Here is a 21,394-nt window from a genome sequence, read left to right as displayed (position 1 = left end):
AAAAAATCCAATGACTGTGCGCACATTATAGTGAGATGCCGACTGAATAATGGTGTCGTTTGGATTAATATGCAGACCGATATGATGCAATCCATATGAAGCCAACCCTATCGTGAAAAACGGTTAAGGGTGGCACCATCGGCATTGCGTCCTAAATGATAGGAGTCGGTCTTGAGCGGCAATTGGACGGAAGAAGAGTTAAGAGCAACGGTAGCGGCTTACATGGAGATGCGATCGAAAGAGTTAAACGGTATCCCCTTCGTTAAAAAGCATCATTACGCCGAACTCGCTGGCCGATTTGGACGTACAGAGAAGTCGTTTGAATATCGGATGCAGAATATCTCCTATATCTGCTCCTTGATGGGCCTAGCATGGATCTCCGGCTTAAAGCCCGCTAAAAACATAGGGCCGCATAATGCGCCTATTATCGAGCGCTTAATCTGTGAGCTCGACGGCCAGCCTTATACAGGGCTGGCAGAGTTTGAACACCAGGTCATCCGTTACAAGGCGAAACCAGCGCTGCCAATGCCTGAGGGGATCCAGGAGCCGACCCAGAGTTACAACGCCACAACCAGCTATGTGAGGGATCCTCAGGTAAAAGCCTGGGTACTCATGATGGCGGCACAGAAGTGCGAAGGCTGCGGTAACCTGGCTCCCTTTACTACGGCTACCGGGGAGCCCTTTCTGGAGGTGCATCATCTGCGAACCTTGGCGGAAGGGGGCTCGGATAAGGTCAGCAACACGGTAGCGCTCTGCCCCAATTGCCACCGCGAGCTGCACTATGGCGCCAATAAGGCGCAGAAACGCGAGGCCCTTTACCAAAAACTCCCCCGGCTGGTGCGAGAATAAAACCATTTCTATACAACACTCACAAACAAACGGCTCGCTAATGGCGAGCCGTTTTCGTCGGGGTTAGCACTCAATCCGCTCGATCTGGCCATCATTTAGCTTGAAGAAAGCATCCTGCGGCAGGTCTTGTGACCAGGTGGTGGTGTAGTCGATGTCGGCATAGGCACCGCGCAGCATGGCGCCAAACAACCCGTGGGAAACCAAGATAGCACGATCGGCAATGCCCTCATCCTGCAGCCACTGTTGGGCCCGGCGCTGTATGCATTGAAAATCTTCACCACCAGGCGCCTGCAGATACCAGTCCGGCTGGCTGATATCAAGCTCGGGGTGAGCTGCCACCAGATCCGATACCCGGCAGCCCTCCCACTCCCCCATGTTCAACTCCACCAGTCGCTCATCCCAGACGATGCGCTCACTATCGAGCCCCAGCTGCTGGCACACCAACAGCGCCGTCTCCCGAGCTCGGCCAAGGGGGCTGGCGTAGAGAGTCCAGCGTGCGGGTTCGTCCAGCACATCGCGCAGACGAGCCCCCATGGCGGTGGCCTGCGCCTCCCCCTTGTCAGTCAGGTCGGAGTTGCAGCGCCCCTGTAACCGCTGCTCGGCGTTATAGCGGGTCTGGCCGTGACGAAGCAGATAGAGGGTTCGAGACATGGTTTCTCCAGCAAGTTCAATTAGATAAGTGGCATGAAAGGCCATGATGATAACAGATGTGCCGTACGGACACAGATACAAACGGGACAATACGAGCAGGACCCAGGCTTCAATCGGCCGGGGCAATCCCCCACGCTATGCGCGCTGAAACAGGGCAGCCATGAAAACCTGACCAGAGTGGGCCTGATTTTCACTGTCAGAAGGATGAGATCACTTCATTTTTTTCTTGGCGAAAAAAGTCGCATATTTTCGTTGTGCCGTGCTTTGAGTCAGGGTAATCTCGAGCAAAATACAAGACTCGAACGTTACTTTTTATGGCCGCTTTATCATGGCGCCCAAGGGGACAGTTCGACGAGAAGAAGGTCACATCATTTATCACCCGTTCAGGCGAGGAATCGCACATGGCTAGATACCAGTTTTTCTCCATTCCGGCATCCAACCGGCAGCAGTACACCTTTATCGACATGGCCTCCCCCACCTTTCTGACCGAGAAAGAGGCGCTGCTGGCGCAGGGATTCGAGGTACAAGAAGACTTTATCGATGCCGCGAGTCGCAGTGAGGCCGTCGAGAAATACAAATCCAACTTCCTCTACGTGGCGGACGAGATGGGCAAATCAGACAGTAGCTACGCTGCGGCGATCGCCCTGATGGACGTCGGCAAGGGGTTGTTGGGCGGCAAAACGCGCTGACAAGACTCGTTAACCGAAGTCGCCAGCAGGCATCGTTAGCAGAAAACCAACAAGAGACGATAAGTGGCCATCGCGGCAAGGTGCCCGATGGCCATGTGACGAGCAGCAGACAACCTGCGTCAGAAGCGGGCCAGTTGCTGGAGCATCTCGATCAGCTCCTCTTCGCTGCGGGGCTCATGGGTCAGCTCCAGACTCGGGGCCGCGCCCCCCATCAGCATGTAGACATGCGTGCTGCAGTGGTCATAGTGATACCACTTACCGTCGATACAGAGGTCGGTATAGCATCTCGGGTCCCTTTCCAGTTCCATAGTCACCTCCTTTTGTTACATACCACCCACATCACTCCTGACCGTAAAATAACCCGCCCGCGACAGGTTTGATGCAGATCAAGGGAAAAGGCTGGCTGAGGCGGATATCTGCCGGATCCGGGCCCTGAGCCGCGCACTACCGCCATCCACCACTCATATGAAGATGGCTGTCCGCCTTCCTGCTCTTGTGAAGGGGATGAGATGCCATCGACAAAAACGGCGCCCGAAGGCGCCGTTTTTTCATTCCCGTCTTTTTGTTTCCACCGACGGGGCGAACAAGCCAGAGGCTTATTCGTCTTCCAGATAGGCATAGCCTTGCAGGCCCAGCTCCAGCTCGTCGAGCAGGGCTTTGCGGGTCGCGTCGTCAAGCGCCGGGTGGGAGACAATACGCTGGTAGTTCTCGCGAATGACGGAGGGGTCGATGTTGACGTAACGCAGCAGCTGGTCGACGGTATCGCCGCGCACCACATTGCGAATGTCCATCTTGCCCTCTTCATCGAGACACACTTCCGCGCAGTGGGTGTCACCGAACAGGTTGTGCAGATCCCCCAGGATCTCCTGATAGGCACCGACCAGGAAGAAACCGACGTAGCACACTTCGTTCTCTTCATACTGCGGCATCGGCAGCGTGCTCTCGACCCCCAGACCGTCAACGTAGTGTTCAACCTGACCATCGGAGTCACAGGTGATATCCATCAGGATGCCACGACGACTGAGCGGACGATCGAGCCCGGTCAGCGGCATCACGGGGAACACCTGACCGATACCCCAGGCATCCGGCAGGGACTGGAACAGGGAGAAGTTGGCAAAGCACTTGTCGGCCAGTTTCTCGGAGAGCTCGTCGGCCAGGGCGCGGTGGTTGCGGTTGACCGGGTTGAGCATCTCTTTCAGTGCCAGACAGGTGTTCTGGTGCAGCATCTCGGCCCAGGCGCGTTGCTCCAGATTGAGCAAGCCCATGGTGTACTGGGTGTTTACATCACCCAGATCCGCCACAGAGTCGTGGAAGATCTCCAGCAAAGAGGGATCTTCACCGCGCAGATCCAGCCACCCTTGCCACATGTTCTGCAGGAGGGTCGGCGCATCCTCATCCGGCGCGCTGATGTCGCTCATCTCCACCCCTTCGGCACCAATCAGATTGGTGACCAGCACGGCGTGGTGAGCGGTCAGGGCACGGCCGGACTCGCTGATGATGGTCGGGTGCGGCAGATCAAACTCGCGGCACACATCGCCGATGCCCCACACCACGTTGTTGGCGTACTCGGACAGGCTGTAGTTGGCGGAGCAGTGGCTCTGGGAGCGAGTGCCCTCATAGTCCACACCCAGGCCACCGCCGACGTCGACCACGTCGATGGGCACACCCAGACGACGCAACTCGGAATAGAAGCGACCGCACTCGCGGATACCGCCCTGAATGTCACGGATGTTGGCGATCTGGGAGCCCAGATGGAAGTGCAGCAGTTGCAGGCAATCCAGCTTGTCCAGGCTGCGCAGACGCTCGACCAGCGCCAGGATCTGGGAGGCGGAGAGACCAAATTTGGACATGGAGCCGCCGCTCGATTCCCACATGCCGGAGCCGGTGGACGCGAGCTTGGCACGCACCCCGATATTGGGCTTGATGTTGAGGCGAGCTGACTCGTCCAGCACCATTTCCAGTTCGGAGGGTTTTTCCACCACTATGTAGACCTTGTGGCCCATCAGGTTGCCGAGCAGGGCGTGGCGGATATATTCGCGGTCTTTGTAACCGTTGCAGACGATCACCGAGCCTTGCTCATGGTGATGGGAGAGCACGGCCAGCAGCTCCGGTTTGGAACCCGCTTCCAGGCCAAGCCGTGGCTTGTCGCTGTAAGACTGGCTGATGGTCTCGATGACTCGACTCTGCTGGTTTACCTTGATCGGGTAAACACAGAGGTAATCCCCTTCATAGCCTGACTTCTCGATGGCCTGACCAAAAGCGTTGAACAGTGCATCGACCCGACTCTTGAGGATGTCGGGGAAACGCAGCAACACGGGAGTGGTCAAACCGGACTGGCGCAACTGTTCGATGGCATCAGAGATGACAATGTGTGCATCAGGGCGCGATTTGTCGGGAGCGACGGTCACATGACCGGCGTCATTGATGTTGAAAAAACCCGCACCCCAGTAGGGAACGTTGTAGACCTTCAAGGAGTCCTTGCTGGACCAGTTAGTCATGGGCTATGCCTCGCAAATGAGCGACCAGTGGCCGCCTTCGTTACCCTCAATCACATCCAGACCATCGATTGCAAGTTGCGGCAAGCCAAGGCTGCCTGGTGGGATCTGAACAGCAACGAGTCATGAAAGTGCGACGGATGACCGCCTTCGTTTCACCACTTGTTACCTTCCATCACATCCAGCTATTGCACATCGCGGCAAGCCAAAGGCTGCCTGGTGGATCTTGGGAAGTAACGAGTCTTGATGTGGGGCTGGTGGCTTTACATCAAGCTCAACGGTATGCGGTGCCGCCTTAGGGGCGCCGCGGTACTTTGATGACAGACAGCATCAGCCACGCCGTCAGTTCATCATTCGGCACCATCACAACGACAAGGGAGGTTTCAAGGAAGAGAAGCGAAGGCGTCAGCACGCAAGCGTGTTGATAGACGACAACAACCACAGCCTACCCAACACCAGTGACCGCCCATGACAAGGGAAGATGATGAGCCGCTGGCTCACTCGGTCAGATGGTTAATGAGTGTCCGTTGTTCTCCCTGATACCGGAGCCTAACCGGTATTAAAGAAACCATACCCCAGCAGTGTCTGTCGTTTCTGCGTGCCTCGCCCTATAGGCGTATGATCTTTCAGGTTTCTGGTGGCGTCTGCCTGCTTCAGAGTTACCCTTGGATCGGCGCGGAGTGTACACACTTACCGCCAGCGGTGACAATAAAAAATAGTGTTCAAAAACTGCTTTTAATAAGGTGAGCAAATCTTGCTGCCAGGCAGGCTGGCTCTGGGATGGCGCAGATTATTCCCCTGCAGTTGCTCCCCATGAAAAGCCTGCTCTCGGGGCATGGCAGGCTGCATGCCTTGTCAGGGGGCAGTTCAGGGGATTTCCTGTCGTTATGGCGATGCTTGCGTATCAATAAAAACGCTATTTTTATGCATGAAAAATGGCAACAAACTGCCCCCTCCGACTCAATACCTCCCTGGCCGCTGCGTCAGAAAATGGGGAAAACCTGCGCTGACGCAATAAGACTCTCAACCTGATTGGCCAAAATGGCCCTTCATTACCGGTTTGAAGTGTGAGGCTTGCCAATGGATACCCTGCTTGAGCGTTTTCTGCGTTACGTGACTTTTCATACCCGCTCCGATGCGACCAATCCCGCCTGTCCCAGCAGCGAGGGGCAGCTGATCTTTGCCCGGGCCCTGCGAGATGAAATGGAGCAGATGGGGCTGACCCGGGTCACCCTGGATGAGCACGGCTACCTGACTGCCTGCCTGCCTGGCAACCAGCCGGATGCCCCTGCCATCGGCCTCATCGCCCATATGGACACAGCCGATTACGCCGCCGAGCAGGTGGTGCCCCAGATCATCGAAAGCTATCAGGGAGGCGATATTTGCCTTGGCAAGGGGGACGAGGTACTGGCCATTCGCCAATACCGCTGCCTGAAAAACTACCTGGGGCAGGATCTCATCACCACCGACGGTTCTACCCTGCTGGGGGCCGATGACAAGGCCGGGATCGCCGAGATCCTCACCGCCATCGACTATCTGCTGGCACACCCCGACATCCCCCGCGGCGATCTCTGGGTCGGTCTCACCCCGGATGAAGAGATAGGCCGTGGCGCCGACCTGTTCCCCCTGGACAGATTCCCGGCCAAATGGGCTTATACCGTCGATGGTGGCGAGCTGGGGGAGCTCGAATACGAGAACTTCAACGCCGCCAGCGCCACTGTGCGCATCACGGGCAACAATGTGCACCCCGGCACCGCCAAGGGCAGCATGATCAACAGCCAGACCCTGGCCGCCCGCTTTCATGCCGCCATGCCCCCCGAGCAGACCCCGGAGTGTACTGACGGTTACGAGGGCTTCTTCCACCTGGCCCAGATGAGCGGCACTGTGGAGGAGAGCACACTGCACTACATCATCCGCGACTTTGATGATGACGCCTTCGCCGCCCGCAAGGCCCAGCTCAAGGAGCGGGTCGCCTCGCTGCAGCTGGATGCCCCCAAGGCCCGCATCGAGCTCACCCTGACCGACAGCTATCGCAACATGCGCAGCCAGATAGAGCCGCACATGCACATAGTCGAGCTGGCCAGGGCCGCCATGCTGGCGGCCGACGTGGTGCCCAAGATCAAACCCATCCGTGGCGGCACGGATGGGGCCCGCCTCTCCTTCATGGGGCTGCCCTGCCCCAACCTCTTTACCGGCGGTCACAACTTCCACGGCAAGCACGAGTTCATCCCGCTGCAATCCATGGAAAAAGCGGTCGCCACCCTGGTGGCGCTGGTGCGGCTGACCTCCGCCTGGCGGGGATAACCCGGGTTCGTGCGGGGCGAGACAATGGGCTCGCCCCGCCATCACACGGCCATTTCGCGGCCAGCAAAGAGAGGGAACGAGGGTAACAAGCAGCCACTGCCACAACATTATTATCCTGCCCACACCAAGAAAAGGGGGAACAGGAAATGCGAGCACTGGGGTAACATGCAGCCCCTGCCACAAAATTTTCATACCGCCGACACACAGCGGGAACAGAGGCGGCACATGCTGGGGCAAAGGATCACCGGAGCCCAGCCCCATGTTCAGCGTCGATACCCTGCTACGACAGCACCTCCCCCATCTCTCGAACAACCCAGTGCTGCGCCCCCTGCTTGGCCAGGGCCTGCGCTGGTTGCTGCACGAGAAGGCATTCCAGCACTTTGCCAGCAGCTACCCCCATCTGCGCGGCCTCGACTTTGTCGAGCAGGCGCTGCAACAGATCGACTTTGACTACAAGGTGAGCGAGGCGGAGCTGGAGCACATACCCAGCAGCGGCCGGGTCATCATAGTGGCCAACCATCCCATAGGGTCGCTGGACGGGCTGGCACTGCTTCGCCTGCTCGGCCGCATCCGGCCGGATGTGAAGATAGTCGCCAACCAGCTGCTGGCACAACTCACGGCGCTGCGCCCGCTGCTGCTGCCGGTCGACAACATGCATGGCAAGACGGACAGGCGCGCCATTCTGGCCATGGGCGAGCATCTGGCCAGCGAGGGGGCCCTGGTGATCTTCCCCGCCGGTGAAGTGTCGCGACTCGGCATCAAGGGAGTGAAGGATGGCCCCTGGCAAGGGGGCTTTATCAAGCTGGCCCAACGCACACGCACCCCGCTGGTGCCCATTCACGTCGGCGGGCGCAATGGCCTGGGGTTTTATTTCGGCGCCTGGCTCAACAACGCCTGGGCGGGGCTCTTGCTGGTCAAGCAACTGTTTCGCCAGCAAGGGGGGCGTATCCCCGTCACCATAGGGGCGCGCATTCCCGTCGACAGCTTTCGCGACCTGCCCGCCAAGACGGCGGCGCAACTGGTCCGCAGTCACCTCTATCGCATCGGGAGAGGTAAAAAGGGCAAGCTGGCGACCGAGGCCCCCATTGCCCAGCCGGAGGAACGCCGTCAGCTCAAGCAGGCCATAGAGGCGTGTGAAGCTCTCGGCCATACCCCCGATGGTCAGGGGATCTACCTCTACCGGCGCCATGAACTGAGCCATTCGGTGATACTGCGCGAGCTCGGCCGTCTGCGGGAGATCGCCTTTCGCGCCGTGGGGGAAGGCTCGGGCAAACGGCGGGATCTCGATGGCTTCGACGATGACTATCACCACCTGATCCTGTGGGATCCTGCCCGGCTCGAGATCATAGGCGCCTATCGCTTCGCCCCTGTGGCCGAGCTGATGGCAAGCAAGGGGCTGGATGGCCTCTACAGCCACACCCTGTTCGGCTTTGAAGCCAGGCTGCTGCCAAGACTTGAGCTGGCCATAGAGCTGGGCCGCAGCTTTATTCAGCCCGCCTACTGGGGCAAACGGGGACTGGATTACCTCTGGTTCGGCATCGGCGCCTACCTGGCCCGCTATCCCCGCTACCGCTACCTGTTCGGACCCGTCTCACTCTCCGGCAGCCTGCCGCCAGCGGCCAAGGATCTGCTGGTGAGCTTCTATCGCCAGCACTTTGCCCCCGAGCTGGCGCTGGCGCCCTCCCGTCGCCCCTATCCCGAGACGCTGCCGCTATTTGAGGGGCAGGATTACGGGACGGATCTCAAGGCGCTCAAGGCCCGGCTCGACAACCTGGGTTGCGCCATCCCCACCCTCTACAAGCAGTATTCCGAGCTGTGCGAACCGGGGGGGGTGCAGTTTATGGACTTTGGCATCGACCCCGATTTCAACCACTGCATCGATGGCCTGGTGTGGGTGGACGTGAGTCGCATCAAACCCCACAAGCGGGCCCGCTATATCGGCAGCCAGCAGATTGGCGACCAGCCCGACGGCCCCCAGATGGATGAACAAGGCAGGACACCCGCTGCCACAGCGGCGCGCGCCTGAGCATACGCCACAGACAGTGACGGGCAGACAGCAAACAGGGAGGCCGCCGCCTCCCTGTTGGTATCCGAATCGCTCATATCCACATTTTTATATTCTATCCCCGGCCATCACTCACCGGCAGGTTGGCGATCCGAGTGACCCAGATCCCGCTGTGGGGCGATAATGTCGCGCACCCGCTGCTTGATCTCTTTCGCCTCGGGAAAACCCTCGTCGGCCACCCTGTCCCACACCAGCACACCATTCACCAGGATGCGAAACTCCCCCTTGCTGGCAGGCACCAGCGCCACCTCGCCAAGATCGCTGTCAAATGTGGATAGCAGCTCCTGGGCCAGCCAGGCAGCGCGCAGCATCCAGCGACAGAGGGTGCAGTAACGAATTTCGATACGGGGCTTGCTGATGGGGCTCTGTACGTCGGTCATTGAATCACTCCATAAAAATCGGCCAGCGGATGATAAACCAATAACAGCCGGCCATGCCTTGCTCAAAAAGCAGATGCGCGACCTGCCTCGCTTATTGGCTGACCCCGTGAAAATCGGCCAACCAGTGGCGGGCTATGGTGCGCATGGTCGATTGCGGCAGATCGAACAAGCCGGGGGCCATGGATTGCTGCGCCAGTTGACGCACACCTTCGATGATCTCCGCCAGCACCAGATAGACATATTCGCCGATGACGGCGCCATGGACGAAGTTGACCGCCTCCCCCCGATTGAGCAAAAAAATCTGACTGCCATCCGGGCGCGTCAGCGCCAGCACATGGGGGCACACCTCCTGGCTTGGCCAGGGCAACTGGGAGAGACAAAATGCAAACTCGTCATCCGCCGAGGTGACCGACGCCAGCATGGTGCCGGGGCGCAATCGCTGCAAATCGGCCAGGTCCAGCGAGCCGTTGCCGGTGGAGCAGATCACCAGCTCGGCCCGGCTGAGGGCCTCTTCTTTTCCCACCAGCTTGAAGCCGTGGGAGAGCGCCTCCACCTGGCGCAGCACATCTGTCTCCACCAGCTCCAGGTGCAAATTGCGGCACCTGAGCTCGCGGGCAATGCTGCGCCCCACCTTGCCATAGCCAAACAGGGCGGCCTGGCAGACGTTGAAGGTACGGTTGAGGGTACGGACCAGAGACTCGGCGGAATAGACAACACTCAGACCAATCTGGATATCCTCGGCCTGCTTGAGGGGGCTGCGCGCCACCGAAATGACAGGGGTGGCCAGCACCTCCTGCTCGTAGCGCTGATGACCATTTTCGGTCATCTCCACCACACCGAGAAAGCGGGGACCGAAATACTCGCTCAGGGTCGCCTGGGTCTTGGCAAAGTAGCCGCCTATATCCAGTATGATGAGCCGCTCGTGGGGGGTGACCAAGGGAGCGATATGATCGATCACCCCCTGCGGCGCATTGGTCCACTGCCGGTTCAGTGGCAACACGGGATAGTACTGCTGGGCCCAGGTCAGGGTCGGTCCGTGTACTGACTTGGGTTTGGGCAAGATGGCGCCGATCCGCCCGATTTGCGCGAGGGCCTGGATAAACTGGGGGCGATCGGGAAGCAGATGGGTAACCAGCAGGATGCAGAGACCGTCGAGACGTCCCTGCTCGGTGAAATGGCGAAAAAACAGATGCTCAGATCCTTGACTGCGCAACTGTGGCCTCCTTAGCGCGCCGCAAACATGCAGGCAAACAAAACCCGGCATGACCGGGTTCTGTGTGTGTCCAGATAATTGAAAATCCTTTTTATCTGAAACCACCAAGTGGCTCAATCTTTATCTGTACAGACTATGACGAGGTCGGCAACTTTAGCGTTAATAGCCTGTTTTTTATGCTAAAAATCAGTAAATAGAGGCCTCGGGCCACACCTTCCACAGACTCAACCCCGTGCCCGTACCCGCCAGCAGGATCAGCACAAGCCAGCGCTGTAGCCAAGGCTTGTTGCGCAGGGTCCACTCCAGCAGGGGCAGCAGCCAGACCGGCAGCAAGACAATGAGTGGTACTTCCACATACTGCCAGGCAAGCATCTGCATAAAAGCGAGCGCCAGGGCCAGGGCCGCAGGGGTGGCGGTCACACCCGCAAACACAGCGATCAAGGCACGGAAACCGGCAAAGGCAGCGAGCGCCCCGGCCAGCTGGGCAATCAGCAGGCTGCCATCGATACCGATCACCAGCGCCAACCAGATAAAGCCAAGGGCAAAACCCAGCCCTTCCCGGCTGTCACCACGCAGATCAGTCCAGCCAACCCAGACGATGGCAGGCAGCAACGCCAGCCAGATCCGCGGTTCACTGGTCAGCACAGAGGCGAGCCCCTGCCACCACACCAGGGCACCGAGCCCCGCGAACAGCAACAGCGCGGCCCGCTTGTCTGCCAGTTGCGCAGCAATCGCAGGCACCAGCAAGGCCAGTGGCAGCCACTGCCACGCCTTGACCGGCACGCCATAGACGCCACCCAGCAGGCAGCCCACCAGCCAGAGCGCCAGGGCGCCCCACAGATACCCGAGTCGTGGCCAGCGCCATGACAGCAAAGCGGCCCCCAAAGGGGCCGCCAGGGTTTGTAACAAGAGTGCTGCGCCCATTACTTGCGCACACCTTCGACGAACAGATTGATGCTCATCTCGTCCGGGATACCCGGCAACATGTAGTTCACGCCAAAGTCGCTGCGCTTGATGGTGGTAGAGGCGTTGAAGCCGCTGCGATAGCCGCCCCAGGGATCCTTGCCTTCACCAATCTTGACCAGGTCAAACGCCACTTCCTTGGCAACGCCGTGCAGGGTCAGGGTACCTTTCAATACGCCCTTCTCCTTGGTCCCTTCATACGCTGTGCTGACGAAGGTCATCTTGGGGTACTGCTTCACGTCCAGAAAATCGGGGCTGCGCAGGTGTTTGTCGCGGGCTTCATGGTTGGAGTCCACGCTGGCGGCGTCGATCTCGAAGCTCGCCTTGGCCGCTGCCGGGTTGGCATCATCCATGCTGAAGGTGCCGCTGAAGGTGTTGAAACGGCCTACCAGCTCGGAGAAGCCGAGGTGCCCCACCTTGAACTGGACTGTGGTGTGAGCCGCATCGACGTCGTAATCGGCCGCCATCAGGGGAGCCGCCATAAACAGGCAGGAGGCCAGCAGGGCCTGAGTCATTTTCATCCGTTCGTTCCTTCATATTGGGGGTTCACAACAACAACCAAGATGCTAACCTCCATATCGGAATAGATAATCAGCGATTTATTAAAATAATTATCAACTGAGAGTGAAAGATGGACCAGATAGCCGCCATGCGCACCTTCATCAAGGTGGTGGAATGTCAGAGTTTTACCAAGGCCGCCAACCAGCTCGGCATCTCGGTCGCCATGACCTCCAAGCTGATGCAGCAACTGGAGGAGTCCCTCTCCACCCGCTTGCTGTCGCGCACCACCCGTCAGGTCAACCCCACTGAGGCGGGACAGTTCTACTACCAGCGCTCCCAGGCCCTGCTGGCAGAGCTGGAAGAGACCCACAGCCAGCTCACCCGCAACAACCAGCAGCCCCAGGGCACCCTCAAGCTGTCCGTGCCGATGGACTTTGGCTACCTGCATCTCTCCCCTGCCCTGCCGCTGTTTCGTGAACGCTTCCCGGATCTGAAACTGGAAATAGAGTACAGCGACCGGCGGGTGGCCCTGGTGGAAGAGGGATTCGATCTGGCGCTGCGCATCGGCAACCTGCCGGATTCCTCTCTGGTCGCCAAGCCGCTGGCCATGATGAAACTGGAGGTGTGTGCCAGCCCTACCTATCTGGCCCGCAGGGGCACCCCGAACAGCCCCGAGGATCTCAAGCAGCACGACTGCCTCATCTATACCCTGACCCAGCCTGACTGGGTGTTCAAGCAGGGAGGAGAACAGCTGAGCGTGCGCCCGCAGGGACCACTTCGGGCCAACAATGGCGTGGCCCTGACCCGGGCCGCCTGCGATCATCAGGGCATTATCTTGCAGCCCACCTTCATCGTCGGGGATGCGCTGCGCTCTGGGGAGCTGGTATCACTGCTGCCGGAGTGGGAGAAGGGGCAGGTGGGGCTCTATGCCCTCTACCCTCATCGCCGATTCGTCTCCGGCAAGGTGCGCTGCTTTATCGAGTTCGTGCAGGAGCGCTACCTGGCGCCTCACTACTGGGATCGCAAAGCGTGAGCCAGTGCCGGAATTTATGATGCAGAGGTGTCGGACTGTGGGGATGCAGGTGCAGCGGGCAGCGGCAGCTCGGCCACCAGCAGTTGATCGGTCTGCGCTATTTGCCAGCGCGGCAGACGGCGCTGCAAGGTGGCGAGCTGCTCCTCGCCGAGGGTATAGGGCAGCGTGATATGCAGGCAATAACAGTCAAGCATGGCCGCCAATTGGAGTATGAGCACGAGGTTGGCCTCATCCGTCTTGTGCTTATTGATGCGCTTGCCAATCTCATGGCGAAAGTGGGTCTCGGGATCCTGGGTCATCGCCTGCCAGCCATAGCCAAACAGCGGCATGAAGGCGCTGATCACGCCAAGGGCGGTGAGTGGCCGCTTGGGCGGATGGTAGAGCGCATTGAGATCCAGCAGTATGGGTGTTAGATGCAGCTCACGACTGCCGGACAAAATGTTATTACTCATTGGATAACCCTGTTGATTCCACTAGACTGCGCCGCATATTTGACCTGACATGCCAACGAGGTGCTGATGCTAAGCGATATCGAGATCTCCCGCCAGTCCCCCTGTCTCTCCATCCAGGCCCTGGCTTCGCGCCTGGGTATCCCGGCCCATCTGCTCAGCCCTCACGGCCACTACAAGGGCAAGCTCAGTCTCGAACTGCTCAAGCAAGCCGCCAGCAAGCCCGGCAAAAAAGCGGGCAAGCTGGTGCTGGTGAGCGCCATCACGCCGACGCCCCTTGGCGAGGGCAAGACGGTCACCACCCTAGGTCTCTCCATGGGGCTCAACCATATTGGCCAGCCCAGCATCGCCACCATACGCCAGCCGAGCCTAGGTCCCGTATTCGGGGTCAAGGGCGGCGCTGCCGGTGGCGGCCATGCCCAGGTGGTGCCGATGGAGGAGATGAACCTGCACCTGACCGGTGACTTCCACGCCCTCACCGCCGCCCACAACCTGGCTGCCGCCGCACTGGATGCCCGCCTGTTCCATGAGACCAAACTCGGTAGTCAGTTCACCGCCAGGACGGGGCTGGCAAGGCTCGATATCGATCCGGCCAACATCCTCTGGCCGCGCACCCTCGACATGAATGACCGCGCCCTGCGCCACCTCACGATTGGGCAGGGGTGCGCCGCCGATGGCGTTGAACGCCAGGATCGCTTCGTCATCACGGCGGCTTCCGAGCTGATGGCCATTCTGGCGCTGGCAAGCGATCTGAAAGACTTGCGCGAGCGCATCGGCCGCATCCAGCTGGCCCTCGACAGCCATGGCAACCCCATCACGGCCGAGCAACTGGAAGTCGCCGGCGCCATGACGGTGCTGCTCAAAGAGGCGCTGCAACCGACCCTGATGCAGACCACGGAGCAGACCCCTGTGCTGGTGCACTCCGGCCCCTTTGCCAACATAGCCCACGGCAACTCTTCTGTGATTGCCGACCGCATGGCGCTGCAACTGACCGACTATGTAGTGACAGAGGCCGGCTTTGGCTCCGACATGGGGCTGGAGAAGTTCTTCAACATCAAGAGCCGCCAGTCCGGCATCACGCCGGCCTGCGTGGTACTGGTGGCAACGGTGCGCGGCCTCAAGGCCAACAGCGGCCTGCTCGACATCCGCCCGGGCCAGCCGCTGCCTGCGAGCCTCCTGGGGGAAGACTTGCCCACCCTTGAAAAGGGGTGTGCCAACCTCGCCTGGCACATCCACAACGCCCGCCGTTATGGACTGCCCGTTGTGGTAGCAGTCAATCGCTTCCCCACCGACAGCAAGGCCGAGCTGGATCTGCTGATGCGCGAGGCGCGCCAAGCCGGTGCCTGTGGTGCAGCCATATCTACCGCCTTTGTAGAGGGCGGTGCGGGCGCCAGTGAACTGGCCAGGGCAGTGGTCGCCGCCTGCGAGATGCCAAGCCAGATCCAGCTGCTCTATCCCGATGAGATGAGCTTGTGTGCCAAGCTCGCCACCCTGGTGGAGTGCGGCTATGGCGGCCGTGGTGTCATCCTCTCTGACAAGGCGCACCGACAGCTGGCCGCGCTCTCGGCCGCAGGCTGGGATCACCTGCCCATCTGCGTGGCCAAGACGCCGCTCTCCATCAGCCACGATCCCGCCAGGAAGGGAGTGCCGACCGATTTCGAGGTGCCCATCGACGAGGTGAAGCTGTGCGCCGGTGCTGGCTTCGTCTATGCGCTGGCGGGCCCCATCATGACAATGCCGGGGCTCGGCAGCCTGCCGGCCTATCGCCATATCGACATTGATGATGACGGCGAGATAGTCGGACTGAGCTGACGTTCTCCATGCTCAAGATCGCCAGAAACAACAAGGCCCCGCCAATTTGGCGGGGCCTTGTTTTATAACAGCGGTCACCCGTTAAGTGACGAGTTTGCCCCTAGAGGGTGAAGCGCTGGGTCATATGATGCAGCGAGGTGGCCAGCTTGCTCAGTTCGACACAGGCCCGGGCAGTCTGCTGCGCCCCCTGGGCGTTCTCGTCGGCAGCATTGTGGATGTTGACTATGCTGCGGTTGAGCTCCTCGGTCACCGCATTCTGCTCCTCGGTGGCGGTGGCGATCAGGGTGTTCATGTCGGTGATCTGGGTGACGGCCCCATTGATGGTATCTATGCTGCTGCCCGCATCCCGCGCCAACCCGACGCTCGCCTGCATCTGCTGACGGCTCAGCTGCATGGCGCTGCCCGCCTCGGCGGCGCGGCTCTGCAGCAGCTCTATCATCTTGCTGATCTCGGCAGTGGAGTCCTGGGTACGCTGCGCCAGGGAGCGCACTTCGTCCGCCACCACCGCAAAACCGCGTCCCTGCTCACCGGCGCGAGCGGCCTCGATGGCGGCGTTGAGCGCCAGCAGGTTGGTCTGACCGGCGATGTCGCGAATAACGTCCAGCACCATGCTTATGTTGGCGCTGTCGGTCTCCAGCTGCTGCACCACGGCGCCCGCCTGTTCAATCTTGACCGACACATCCTCGATGCTGCTGATGGCGCTGCGCACCACCTGGTTGCCCTGGGCCGAGGTATGGGAAGCATCCTTGGCCGCACTCATGGCATCCGTGGTATTGCGGGCCACTTCGTTGACGGTGGACTGCATCTCGTTCATGGCGGTAGCCACCTGGGAAACCTCGCTCTGCTGGCGAGCCATGCCGGTAGCGGACTGCTCGGAGATGGCACTCACTTCCTCCACAGCACTGCTGAGCTGGCTCACTGAGCCGGCGATTTCGCTCACCAGATTGGCCAGTGCGTTTTGCATCCGGTTGAGGGCCGAGCCCAGTTGACCCAGCTCGTCGCGGTTGAAGCGGTTGTCCTGGATCCACTCCTGCAACTCTCCCTTGCCCAGATCGCCGTTGGCAATGCGCTGAGCCTGACGGGCCAGCATGATGAGCGGGTCCCGGATCTGACGGGTCAGCACCATCGAGAGGCCGACCACCAGCACCAGACCGACCAGCAGCGACACTGTGACGCTCAACTTGGCGGAGTCATAAGCGGCCACCACCACCTTGCGCGACGCCTTGGCATAGCCATGGTTGATGCGAATGAGGTCACTGACCGACTTGGTCAGGTTGAGGTAGAGCGGGATCCCCTCGCTCATGAAGACCTGCTGGGCAGAGGCCAGCTGATCGCTATCCTGCAACTGCTTCACCCTCTGGTGCAGCGCCGCGTAGCGGGCCCAGTCAGCCTTGACGGTATCGAAAGTGCGGCGCTCTTCCACATCTTCCGCCCAGATGGTGGCGTCATGCTCGACCAGTTGCTGGGCGACCTGTTCAAACCTGCGGCTGGTTTCGCTGCGATACTCCGCTTTTTTCTGCGGATCCGAAGCCACCAGGAAGAATCCCAGCTCATAGCGGCGCAGCTCGCTGATGCTCTCGCCGATGGCGCTGGTGCGGTTGACGGCGGGCAAAATGCTGTCGGTGAAACCGATGGCGGCACGGTTCATGTTGCTGAACTCGAGCAGCGAGAAGCCGCCGATAAAGGCCACCATCAGGCCGAGCACGGCAAAGCCGGCGGTGAGCTTCTTGCCTATGGTCATGGTACTGGTAGTCATGGCATGTCCTGGATATGAGTGAACAGATAGCGCCCGTTTGATCCGCGCCTGTCGGCACGGACCTGTGACTGCCATCCATGGCGGCTCATCCAGCCCTGATGAATATGTATCCTTACATGAGCGAGGCGAGAACCTTTCAAGGGTGCGGGGTGCCTGCCTGACAAGCCCGCTCAGGCCTGCTGGGAGGCATGGCGGCGGCCAACATAACCACGGATGCCCGCCCCTTGTGGCTCAGCATGAGCCCAAAAGAGAGCCAAAGTGAACCATACCGAGGTATATCGACCGCACCGGTCAATCCCTTAAGGAAATTTGTGGCTGAAACAGGAGAGATGGCCGACGGGCCCCATGAGCTGAAGAGGGAGAAAGGAGGCATGCCACCATGGCGCCATGCCTCCTGACAGATCAGCCCTTCAAACCGCCCAGAAACTCGGCGCGGGTATCGGGTTGGGTCTTGAACACACCACCGAGGGAGGTGGTGGTGGTGTAGGAGGTGGAATCCATCACGCCCCGTGCCTTCACGCAGAAGTGGGTCGCCTTGATGCTGATGGCCACATCCTTGGTGCCAAGCAGGGTCTGCAACGCCAGCAGGATCTGCTGGGTGAGGCGCTCCTGCACCTGGGGACGGCGGGCGAAGAACTGCACTATGCGGTTGATCTTCGACAGCCCGATCACCTTGCCACGGGGGATATAGGCCACATGGGCCAGCCCGTCGATAGTGACGAAGTGGTGTTCGCAGGTGCTGGTGAGGCTGATATCCCGCACCATGATCATCTCGTCCACCTTCATCTTGTTCTCGATCACAGTCACCTTGGGGAAGGTGGTGTAATCGAGACCGGAGAAGATCTCGTTCACGTACATCTTGGCGATGCGGTGCGGCGTCTCCGCCAGACTGTCATCGGTCAGATCCAGCCCCAGCGTCTCCATGATGGCGCGCATGTGGCCTTCGATCTTCTCCTTCTTCTGCTGACCATTCAACGCATTGGCCACCAGAGGTGTCTCGAGGCCCTCGGCCTCGAGGGCTGCCCTGACCAACAGGGCTTCCTGGCTTAAGCTCGTCATCTTGTTCCTCTCCCACGCTCAGGGACTGTAATGGCCACCTTGTCTGTGGCGGCACTTTGTTGTGGCGCAATAGTAAACGGCGATTATTGCCATAATTCAAGCTAACTCAAGTCCGTCCCCTGACTTTATGCCAATCCGTCGGGTTTTACCCCTTGATGACCCACCCCATACGGGGAGGATTGCGACAAACGACCTCTATTCCGCCGCCATTCCACCACCACCCTGTGTCAGGCAACCTGATGCCAGCCCTTGATAAGCCTGCCCATCCACACTGATTTTTGGGATAATCTGCCCTCAACCACACCAAAGAGGTAATGACGATGGGATTTGATACCAGCGGACTACTCCCCCTGAGCGATGCCCTGCAAGGGATGCTGGACCAACTCGCCTGCTGCTGCGACACAGAGCAAGTGCCCCTGCCCCACGCCCTTGGCCGCGTGATCGCTGGCGATATCGCCTCCCCTCTGTCAGTGCCTCCCTTCGACAACGCGGCCATGGACGGTTACGCAGTGCGGCTGGCGGATCTGGCTGGCGGCGCTCCGCTCACCATGGCAGGCAAGGCGTTTGCCGGTCAGCCCTATCAGGGGGAGTGGCCCGCCGGTCACTGCGTGCGGATCATGACCGGTGCTCCGATACCCATGGGCACAGACGCTGTGGTGATGCAGGAAGAAACGCAGGCCGACGGCAACCAGGTCACCTTTCTGGTGCCGCCCACCCTGGGCCAGAATATCCGCCGCCGCGGGGAAGACATTCACGAGGGAGCCAGCGTACTGAGTGCGGGTTGCCGCCTCACCCCGCGAGAGCTGCCACTGCTGGCCTCCTTGGGCATCGCCACCGTGCCGGTGCGCCGCCCGCTAAAAGTCGCCATCTTCAGCACGGGGGACGAGCTCAAGCCGGTCGGTACCCCGCTCGCCCACGGCGACATCTATGACTCCAACCGCTACGGGGTCAAGGCCATGCTGGCGCGCCTTGGCTGTGAGTGCCTCGACCTTGGCATCATACCGGACGACCCTGCCGCCCTCCGCGCCGCCTTCCTGCGGGCCGACAGCGAGGCCGATGCCCTCATTACCACGGGTGGCGTGTCGGTCGGTGAAGCAGACTTCACCAAGCAGTTGCTGGAGGAGCTCGGCGAGATCGGCTTCTGGAAACTGGCCATCAAGCCGGGCAAACCATTCGCCTTCGGCCGCCTGCCCCGCGCCTGGTTCTTTGGCCTGCCGGGCAATCCTGTCTCTGCCATGGTTACCTTCGATCAGCTGGTGCAACCGGCTCTGGCCAAGCTGGCCGGCCAGCAATTCGAGCGTCCGCTGCAACTGCTGGCCGTCGCCGGCGAGACTCTGAAAAAAGCGCCGGGTCGGCTCGATTTTCAGCGCGGCATTCTGAGCCAGGGGCCAGACGGCCTGGAAGTGCGCAGCACAGGCTCCCAGGATTCTGCCGTGTTCAGTTCATTGTCCCACGCCAACTGCTACATAGTGCTGGAGCGTGAGCGGGGCAAGGTGGCGGCAGGGGAAACCGTCACCGTCGAGCCGTTCGGGAGCTTGCTGTTGTGAGCGACATTCTCTCTGACGCAGAACTCTTGCGCTACAACCGCCAGATAGTGCTCAAATCCTTCGACTTCGAGGGGCAGGAGGCGCTCAAACAGGCCCGCGTGCTGGTCATTGGCGCAGGGGGCCTGGGCTGCGCCGCCAGCCAGTATCTGGCGGTGGCCGGGGTCGGCCAGCTCACCCTGGTGGATTTTGACAAGGTGGAACTCTCCAACCTGCAACGGCAGGTACTGCACACGGATGCGCGCATTGGCCAGCTCAAGGTGGCGTCAGCGGCAGAGGCGCTGCGCGCCCTCACTCCCTGGCTCAAAGTGGAGACTCACGCCGCGGTTGCCGACGAGGCACTGCTCGATGCTCTGTTGCCCCGGCACCAGCTGGTATTGGATTGCACCGACAACCTGGCCATCCGCAATCTGCTCAACCAATACGCGCGCAAACACGGGGTACCGTTGGTCAGTGGTGCCGCCATCCGGCTCGAAGGGCAGTTGTGCAGCTTTACCTGGCAGGAGAGTGAACCCTGTTACGCCTGCCTCAGCGCCCTGTTTGGCGAGCAAGCGCTGACCTGCGTCGAAGCGGGGGTGCTCGCCCCCGTGGTCGGACTGGTCGGCAGCCTGCAAGCGCTGGAGGCCATCAAGCTGCTGGCGGGGATGGGCCGCAGTTACAGCGGCCGCCTCCTGATGATCGACGGTCTCACTGGCACCTTCCGCGAGATGAAGCTGCCAAAACGCCCCGACTGCCCGGTCTGCTCTCACCCTTGAACCCGGTTGATACCCACAAAAAAGCCGAACCTGCAGGTTCGGCTTTTTGCTGTCTGGCAGGATCTGTTCAATGGGTCGAGAGGATCCGCTGCAGCAGGTGATTGAACCCTGAGGGATCTTCTGCCGGCCAGGCATGGTGGCCATTGGGGGTATGAATACTGGCGTTGGGCAGGGCGGCGAACTGCTCCACCCGTTTGGCAAGCGGCAGGTAGTCGTGACTGGTGGAGATGATGGCCACCGGCTGCCAGATGCTGCCAAGCCGTGCGCGTACCGACCAGCCGGGCAGCGCATCGAGCAGCGCCCGATAGGTCTTCTTTTTGTTGCTGCGCACGAAGCGCAGCCGAAAGGTGTGGCGCACCTGGGCGAGATCGGGCCCCGGGAAGAGCTCGCGACCCAGCCACCAGGCGAGGGGGCGCATGCCAAACCAGCGCAGCCACTTGAGGCGCTGGGCGTAACGCTCCTGCTCCTTGGGGGTCTCCAGCAAAAACTCGCTAAAGCCGTTGACCAGCACCAGCCCTCGCACCTTGTGCGGCAGTTGCAAGGCCAGCTCCAGCGCCACCATGGCCCCCAGCGACAATCCCACCACCCAGGCGGGCTCAGGCTGTTCATCAAGCCAGTTCACCACGTCGGCCGCCAGAGTCGCCACGTCGAACGGCCCCTCCTGCATGCTCTGGCCGTGGCCGCGCAAGTCCAGCGCCACCACCCGGTAGTGTTCGGAAAAACGCTCTATCTGCGCCTGCCAGTCGAGGCTGGAAGAGCCAAGCCCGTGCAACAGCAACAGCAAGGGGCCCTCCCCCGCACTGCGCAGGGCAAGACCGTTGGATTTCATTACCTGATTGCGACGCATCAGTTCATCGCCTCTCGACTCATCGCCTG

Annotated in this window: 19 protein-coding genes; 8 read left to right on the top strand and 11 right to left on the bottom strand. The window is 60.4% G+C overall.

Going from position 1 to position 21,394, the window contains the following annotated elements:
• Positions 1-171: 171 nt before the first annotated feature.
• Positions 172-849 (top strand): HNH endonuclease, encoded by a 678-nt coding sequence (locus GWQ29_RS09050; RefSeq protein WP_275919258.1) that lies wholly within the window; start codon positions 172-174, stop codon positions 847-849.
• Positions 850-912: 63 nt separating this feature from the next.
• Here GWQ29_RS09050 and GWQ29_RS09045 read toward each other — a convergent pair whose 3' ends face one another.
• Positions 913-1,500, bottom strand: coding sequence for a histidine phosphatase family protein (locus tag GWQ29_RS09045; RefSeq protein WP_275919257.1), 588 nt, complete (start codon positions 1,498-1,500; stop codon positions 913-915).
• A gap of 401 nt (positions 1,501-1,901) precedes the next feature.
• Between GWQ29_RS09045 and GWQ29_RS09040 the strand changes: the two genes are divergently transcribed.
• Positions 1,902-2,189: a hypothetical protein gene (locus GWQ29_RS09040; RefSeq protein ID WP_234575901.1), complete on the top strand. Its 288-nt coding sequence runs from the start codon at positions 1,902-1,904 to the stop codon at positions 2,187-2,189.
• A 119-nt stretch (positions 2,190-2,308) separates the two neighbouring features.
• Here the strand turns inward: GWQ29_RS09040 and GWQ29_RS09035 are convergent, their stop codons facing one another.
• On the bottom strand, positions 2,309-2,497 hold the full coding sequence (locus GWQ29_RS09035; protein WP_005309974.1) for a hypothetical protein: 189 nt from the start codon (positions 2,495-2,497) through the stop codon (positions 2,309-2,311).
• 288 nt (positions 2,498-2,785) lie between these two features.
• Entirely contained in the window at positions 2,786-4,687 is a 1,902-nt protein-coding gene (gene speA, locus GWQ29_RS09030) for a biosynthetic arginine decarboxylase (RefSeq protein WP_017411628.1), read from the bottom strand.
• A gap of 1,077 nt (positions 4,688-5,764) precedes the next feature.
• Between speA and pepT the strand changes: the two genes are divergently transcribed.
• Positions 5,765-6,988 (top strand): peptidase T, encoded by a 1,224-nt coding sequence (pepT, locus tag GWQ29_RS09025; RefSeq protein ID WP_059113591.1) that lies wholly within the window; start codon positions 5,765-5,767, stop codon positions 6,986-6,988.
• Positions 6,989-7,247: 259 nt separating this feature from the next.
• Positions 7,248-9,014, top strand: coding sequence for a GNAT family N-acyltransferase (locus tag GWQ29_RS09020; RefSeq protein ID WP_275919256.1), 1,767 nt, complete (start codon positions 7,248-7,250; stop codon positions 9,012-9,014).
• Between the two features lie 107 nt (positions 9,015-9,121).
• On the opposite strand, the gene GWQ29_RS09015 is transcribed toward GWQ29_RS09020, so the two are convergent.
• From GWQ29_RS09015 to GWQ29_RS09000, 4 genes are all read right to left on the bottom strand, one after another.
• Positions 9,122-9,433: a SelT/SelW/SelH family protein gene (locus GWQ29_RS09015; protein ID WP_275919255.1), complete on the bottom strand. Its 312-nt coding sequence runs from the start codon at positions 9,431-9,433 to the stop codon at positions 9,122-9,124.
• Between the two features lie 91 nt (positions 9,434-9,524).
• Positions 9,525-10,646 (bottom strand): adenosylhomocysteinase, encoded by a 1,122-nt coding sequence (locus GWQ29_RS09010; RefSeq protein ID WP_275919254.1) that lies wholly within the window; start codon positions 10,644-10,646, stop codon positions 9,525-9,527.
• A gap of 186 nt (positions 10,647-10,832) precedes the next feature.
• Complete coding sequence (locus tag GWQ29_RS09005; RefSeq protein WP_275919253.1) at positions 10,833-11,570, bottom strand: hypothetical protein; 738 nt, start codon at positions 11,568-11,570, stop codon at positions 10,833-10,835.
• Positions 11,570-12,130 carry a YceI family protein gene (locus GWQ29_RS09000; RefSeq protein WP_058395707.1) on the bottom strand — a complete coding sequence of 187 codons (561 nt, stop codon included), beginning with the start codon at positions 12,128-12,130 and terminating at the stop codon, positions 11,570-11,572. Before GWQ29_RS09000 ends, GWQ29_RS09005 begins: the two co-directional genes overlap by 1 nt.
• A 110-nt stretch (positions 12,131-12,240) precedes the next feature.
• Here GWQ29_RS09000 and GWQ29_RS08995 point away from each other — a divergent pair, with 110 nt between their 5' ends.
• Positions 12,241-13,143 carry a LysR family transcriptional regulator gene (locus GWQ29_RS08995; RefSeq protein ID WP_275919252.1) on the top strand — a complete coding sequence of 301 codons (903 nt, stop codon included), beginning with the start codon at positions 12,241-12,243 and terminating at the stop codon, positions 13,141-13,143.
• A gap of 14 nt (positions 13,144-13,157) precedes the next feature.
• Here the strand turns inward: GWQ29_RS08995 and GWQ29_RS08990 are convergent, their stop codons facing one another.
• The gene (locus GWQ29_RS08990; RefSeq protein ID WP_219598696.1) at positions 13,158-13,595 is read right to left on the bottom strand and encodes a hypothetical protein; all 438 of its coding nucleotides are present in this window, start codon (positions 13,593-13,595) and stop codon (positions 13,158-13,160) included.
• A 66-nt stretch (positions 13,596-13,661) separates the two neighbouring features.
• Between GWQ29_RS08990 and GWQ29_RS08985 the strand changes: the two genes are divergently transcribed.
• Positions 13,662-15,404, top strand: coding sequence for a formate--tetrahydrofolate ligase (locus GWQ29_RS08985; protein WP_275919251.1), 1,743 nt, complete (start codon positions 13,662-13,664; stop codon positions 15,402-15,404).
• 100 nt (positions 15,405-15,504) lie between these two features.
• On the opposite strand, the gene GWQ29_RS08980 is transcribed toward GWQ29_RS08985, so the two are convergent.
• Positions 15,505-17,160, bottom strand: a complete 1,656-nt coding sequence (locus GWQ29_RS08980; RefSeq protein WP_275919250.1) for a methyl-accepting chemotaxis protein — start codon at positions 17,158-17,160, stop codon at positions 15,505-15,507.
• A 402-nt stretch (positions 17,161-17,562) separates the two neighbouring features.
• The gene (gene folE, locus GWQ29_RS08975; RefSeq protein WP_059113584.1) at positions 17,563-18,219 is read right to left on the bottom strand and encodes a GTP cyclohydrolase I FolE; all 657 of its coding nucleotides are present in this window, start codon (positions 18,217-18,219) and stop codon (positions 17,563-17,565) included.
• 320 nt (positions 18,220-18,539) lie between these two features.
• Here folE and moeA point away from each other — a divergent pair, with 320 nt between their 5' ends.
• Together moeA and moeB are read left to right on the top strand one after the other, a co-directional pair.
• Entirely contained in the window at positions 18,540-19,766 is a 1,227-nt protein-coding gene (gene moeA / locus GWQ29_RS08970; RefSeq protein WP_275919249.1) for a molybdopterin molybdotransferase MoeA, read from the top strand.
• Positions 19,763-20,518 (top strand): molybdopterin-synthase adenylyltransferase MoeB, encoded by a 756-nt coding sequence (gene moeB, locus GWQ29_RS08965; protein WP_275919248.1) that lies wholly within the window; start codon positions 19,763-19,765, stop codon positions 20,516-20,518. The genes moeA and moeB overlap by 4 nt, the downstream gene beginning before the upstream one ends.
• A gap of 67 nt (positions 20,519-20,585) precedes the next feature.
• Here moeB and GWQ29_RS08960 read toward each other — a convergent pair whose 3' ends face one another.
• On the bottom strand, positions 20,586-21,365 hold the full coding sequence (locus tag GWQ29_RS08960; protein ID WP_169046417.1) for an alpha/beta fold hydrolase: 780 nt from the start codon (positions 21,363-21,365) through the stop codon (positions 20,586-20,588).
• Between the last annotated feature and the right edge of the window lie 29 nt (positions 21,366-21,394).

This window comes from Aeromonas sp. 2HA2, assembly GCF_029237345.1.
GTDB classification, from domain to species: Bacteria; Pseudomonadota; Gammaproteobacteria; order Enterobacterales; family Aeromonadaceae; genus Aeromonas; species Aeromonas salmonicida.
Note: the sequence above shows the minus strand (reverse complement) of the source record. Positions and strands in the feature narration are given on the sequence as shown.

What these genes read in the sequence shown, in the direction of transcription:
- GWQ29_RS09045 (WP_275919257.1), bottom strand. Translation starts at nt 1,500, where the DNA reads ATGTCTCGAACCCTCTATCTGCTTCGTCACGGCCAGACCCGCTATAAC.
- GWQ29_RS09040 (WP_234575901.1), top strand. Translation starts at nt 1,902, where the DNA reads ATGGCTAGATACCAGTTTTTCTCCATTCCGGCATCCAACCGGCAGCAG.
- GWQ29_RS09035 (WP_005309974.1), bottom strand. Translation starts at nt 2,497, where the DNA reads ATGGAACTGGAAAGGGACCCGAGATGCTATACCGACCTCTGTATCGAC.
- speA (WP_017411628.1), bottom strand. Translation starts at nt 4,687, where the DNA reads ATGACTAACTGGTCCAGCAAGGACTCCTTGAAGGTCTACAACGTTCCC.
- pepT (WP_059113591.1), top strand. Translation starts at nt 5,765, where the DNA reads ATGGATACCCTGCTTGAGCGTTTTCTGCGTTACGTGACTTTTCATACC.
- GWQ29_RS09020 (WP_275919256.1), top strand. Translation starts at nt 7,248, where the DNA reads ATGTTCAGCGTCGATACCCTGCTACGACAGCACCTCCCCCATCTCTCG.
- GWQ29_RS09015 (WP_275919255.1), bottom strand. Translation starts at nt 9,433, where the DNA reads ATGACCGACGTACAGAGCCCCATCAGCAAGCCCCGTATCGAAATTCGT.
- GWQ29_RS09005 (WP_275919253.1), bottom strand. Translation starts at nt 11,570, where the DNA reads ATGGGCGCAGCACTCTTGTTACAAACCCTGGCGGCCCCTTTGGGGGCC.
- GWQ29_RS09000 (WP_058395707.1), bottom strand. Translation starts at nt 12,130, where the DNA reads ATGAAAATGACTCAGGCCCTGCTGGCCTCCTGCCTGTTTATGGCGGCT.
- GWQ29_RS08995 (WP_275919252.1), top strand. Translation starts at nt 12,241, where the DNA reads ATGGACCAGATAGCCGCCATGCGCACCTTCATCAAGGTGGTGGAATGT.
- GWQ29_RS08990 (WP_219598696.1), bottom strand. Translation starts at nt 13,595, where the DNA reads ATGAGTAATAACATTTTGTCCGGCAGTCGTGAGCTGCATCTAACACCC.
- GWQ29_RS08985 (WP_275919251.1), top strand. Translation starts at nt 13,662, where the DNA reads ATGCTAAGCGATATCGAGATCTCCCGCCAGTCCCCCTGTCTCTCCATC.
- GWQ29_RS08980 (WP_275919250.1), bottom strand. Translation starts at nt 17,160, where the DNA reads ATGACTACCAGTACCATGACCATAGGCAAGAAGCTCACCGCCGGCTTT.
- folE (WP_059113584.1), bottom strand. Translation starts at nt 18,219, where the DNA reads ATGACGAGCTTAAGCCAGGAAGCCCTGTTGGTCAGGGCAGCCCTCGAG.
- moeA (WP_275919249.1), top strand. Translation starts at nt 18,540, where the DNA reads ATGGGATTTGATACCAGCGGACTACTCCCCCTGAGCGATGCCCTGCAA.
- GWQ29_RS08960 (WP_169046417.1), bottom strand. Translation starts at nt 21,365, where the DNA reads ATGCGTCGCAATCAGGTAATGAAATCCAACGGTCTTGCCCTGCGCAGT.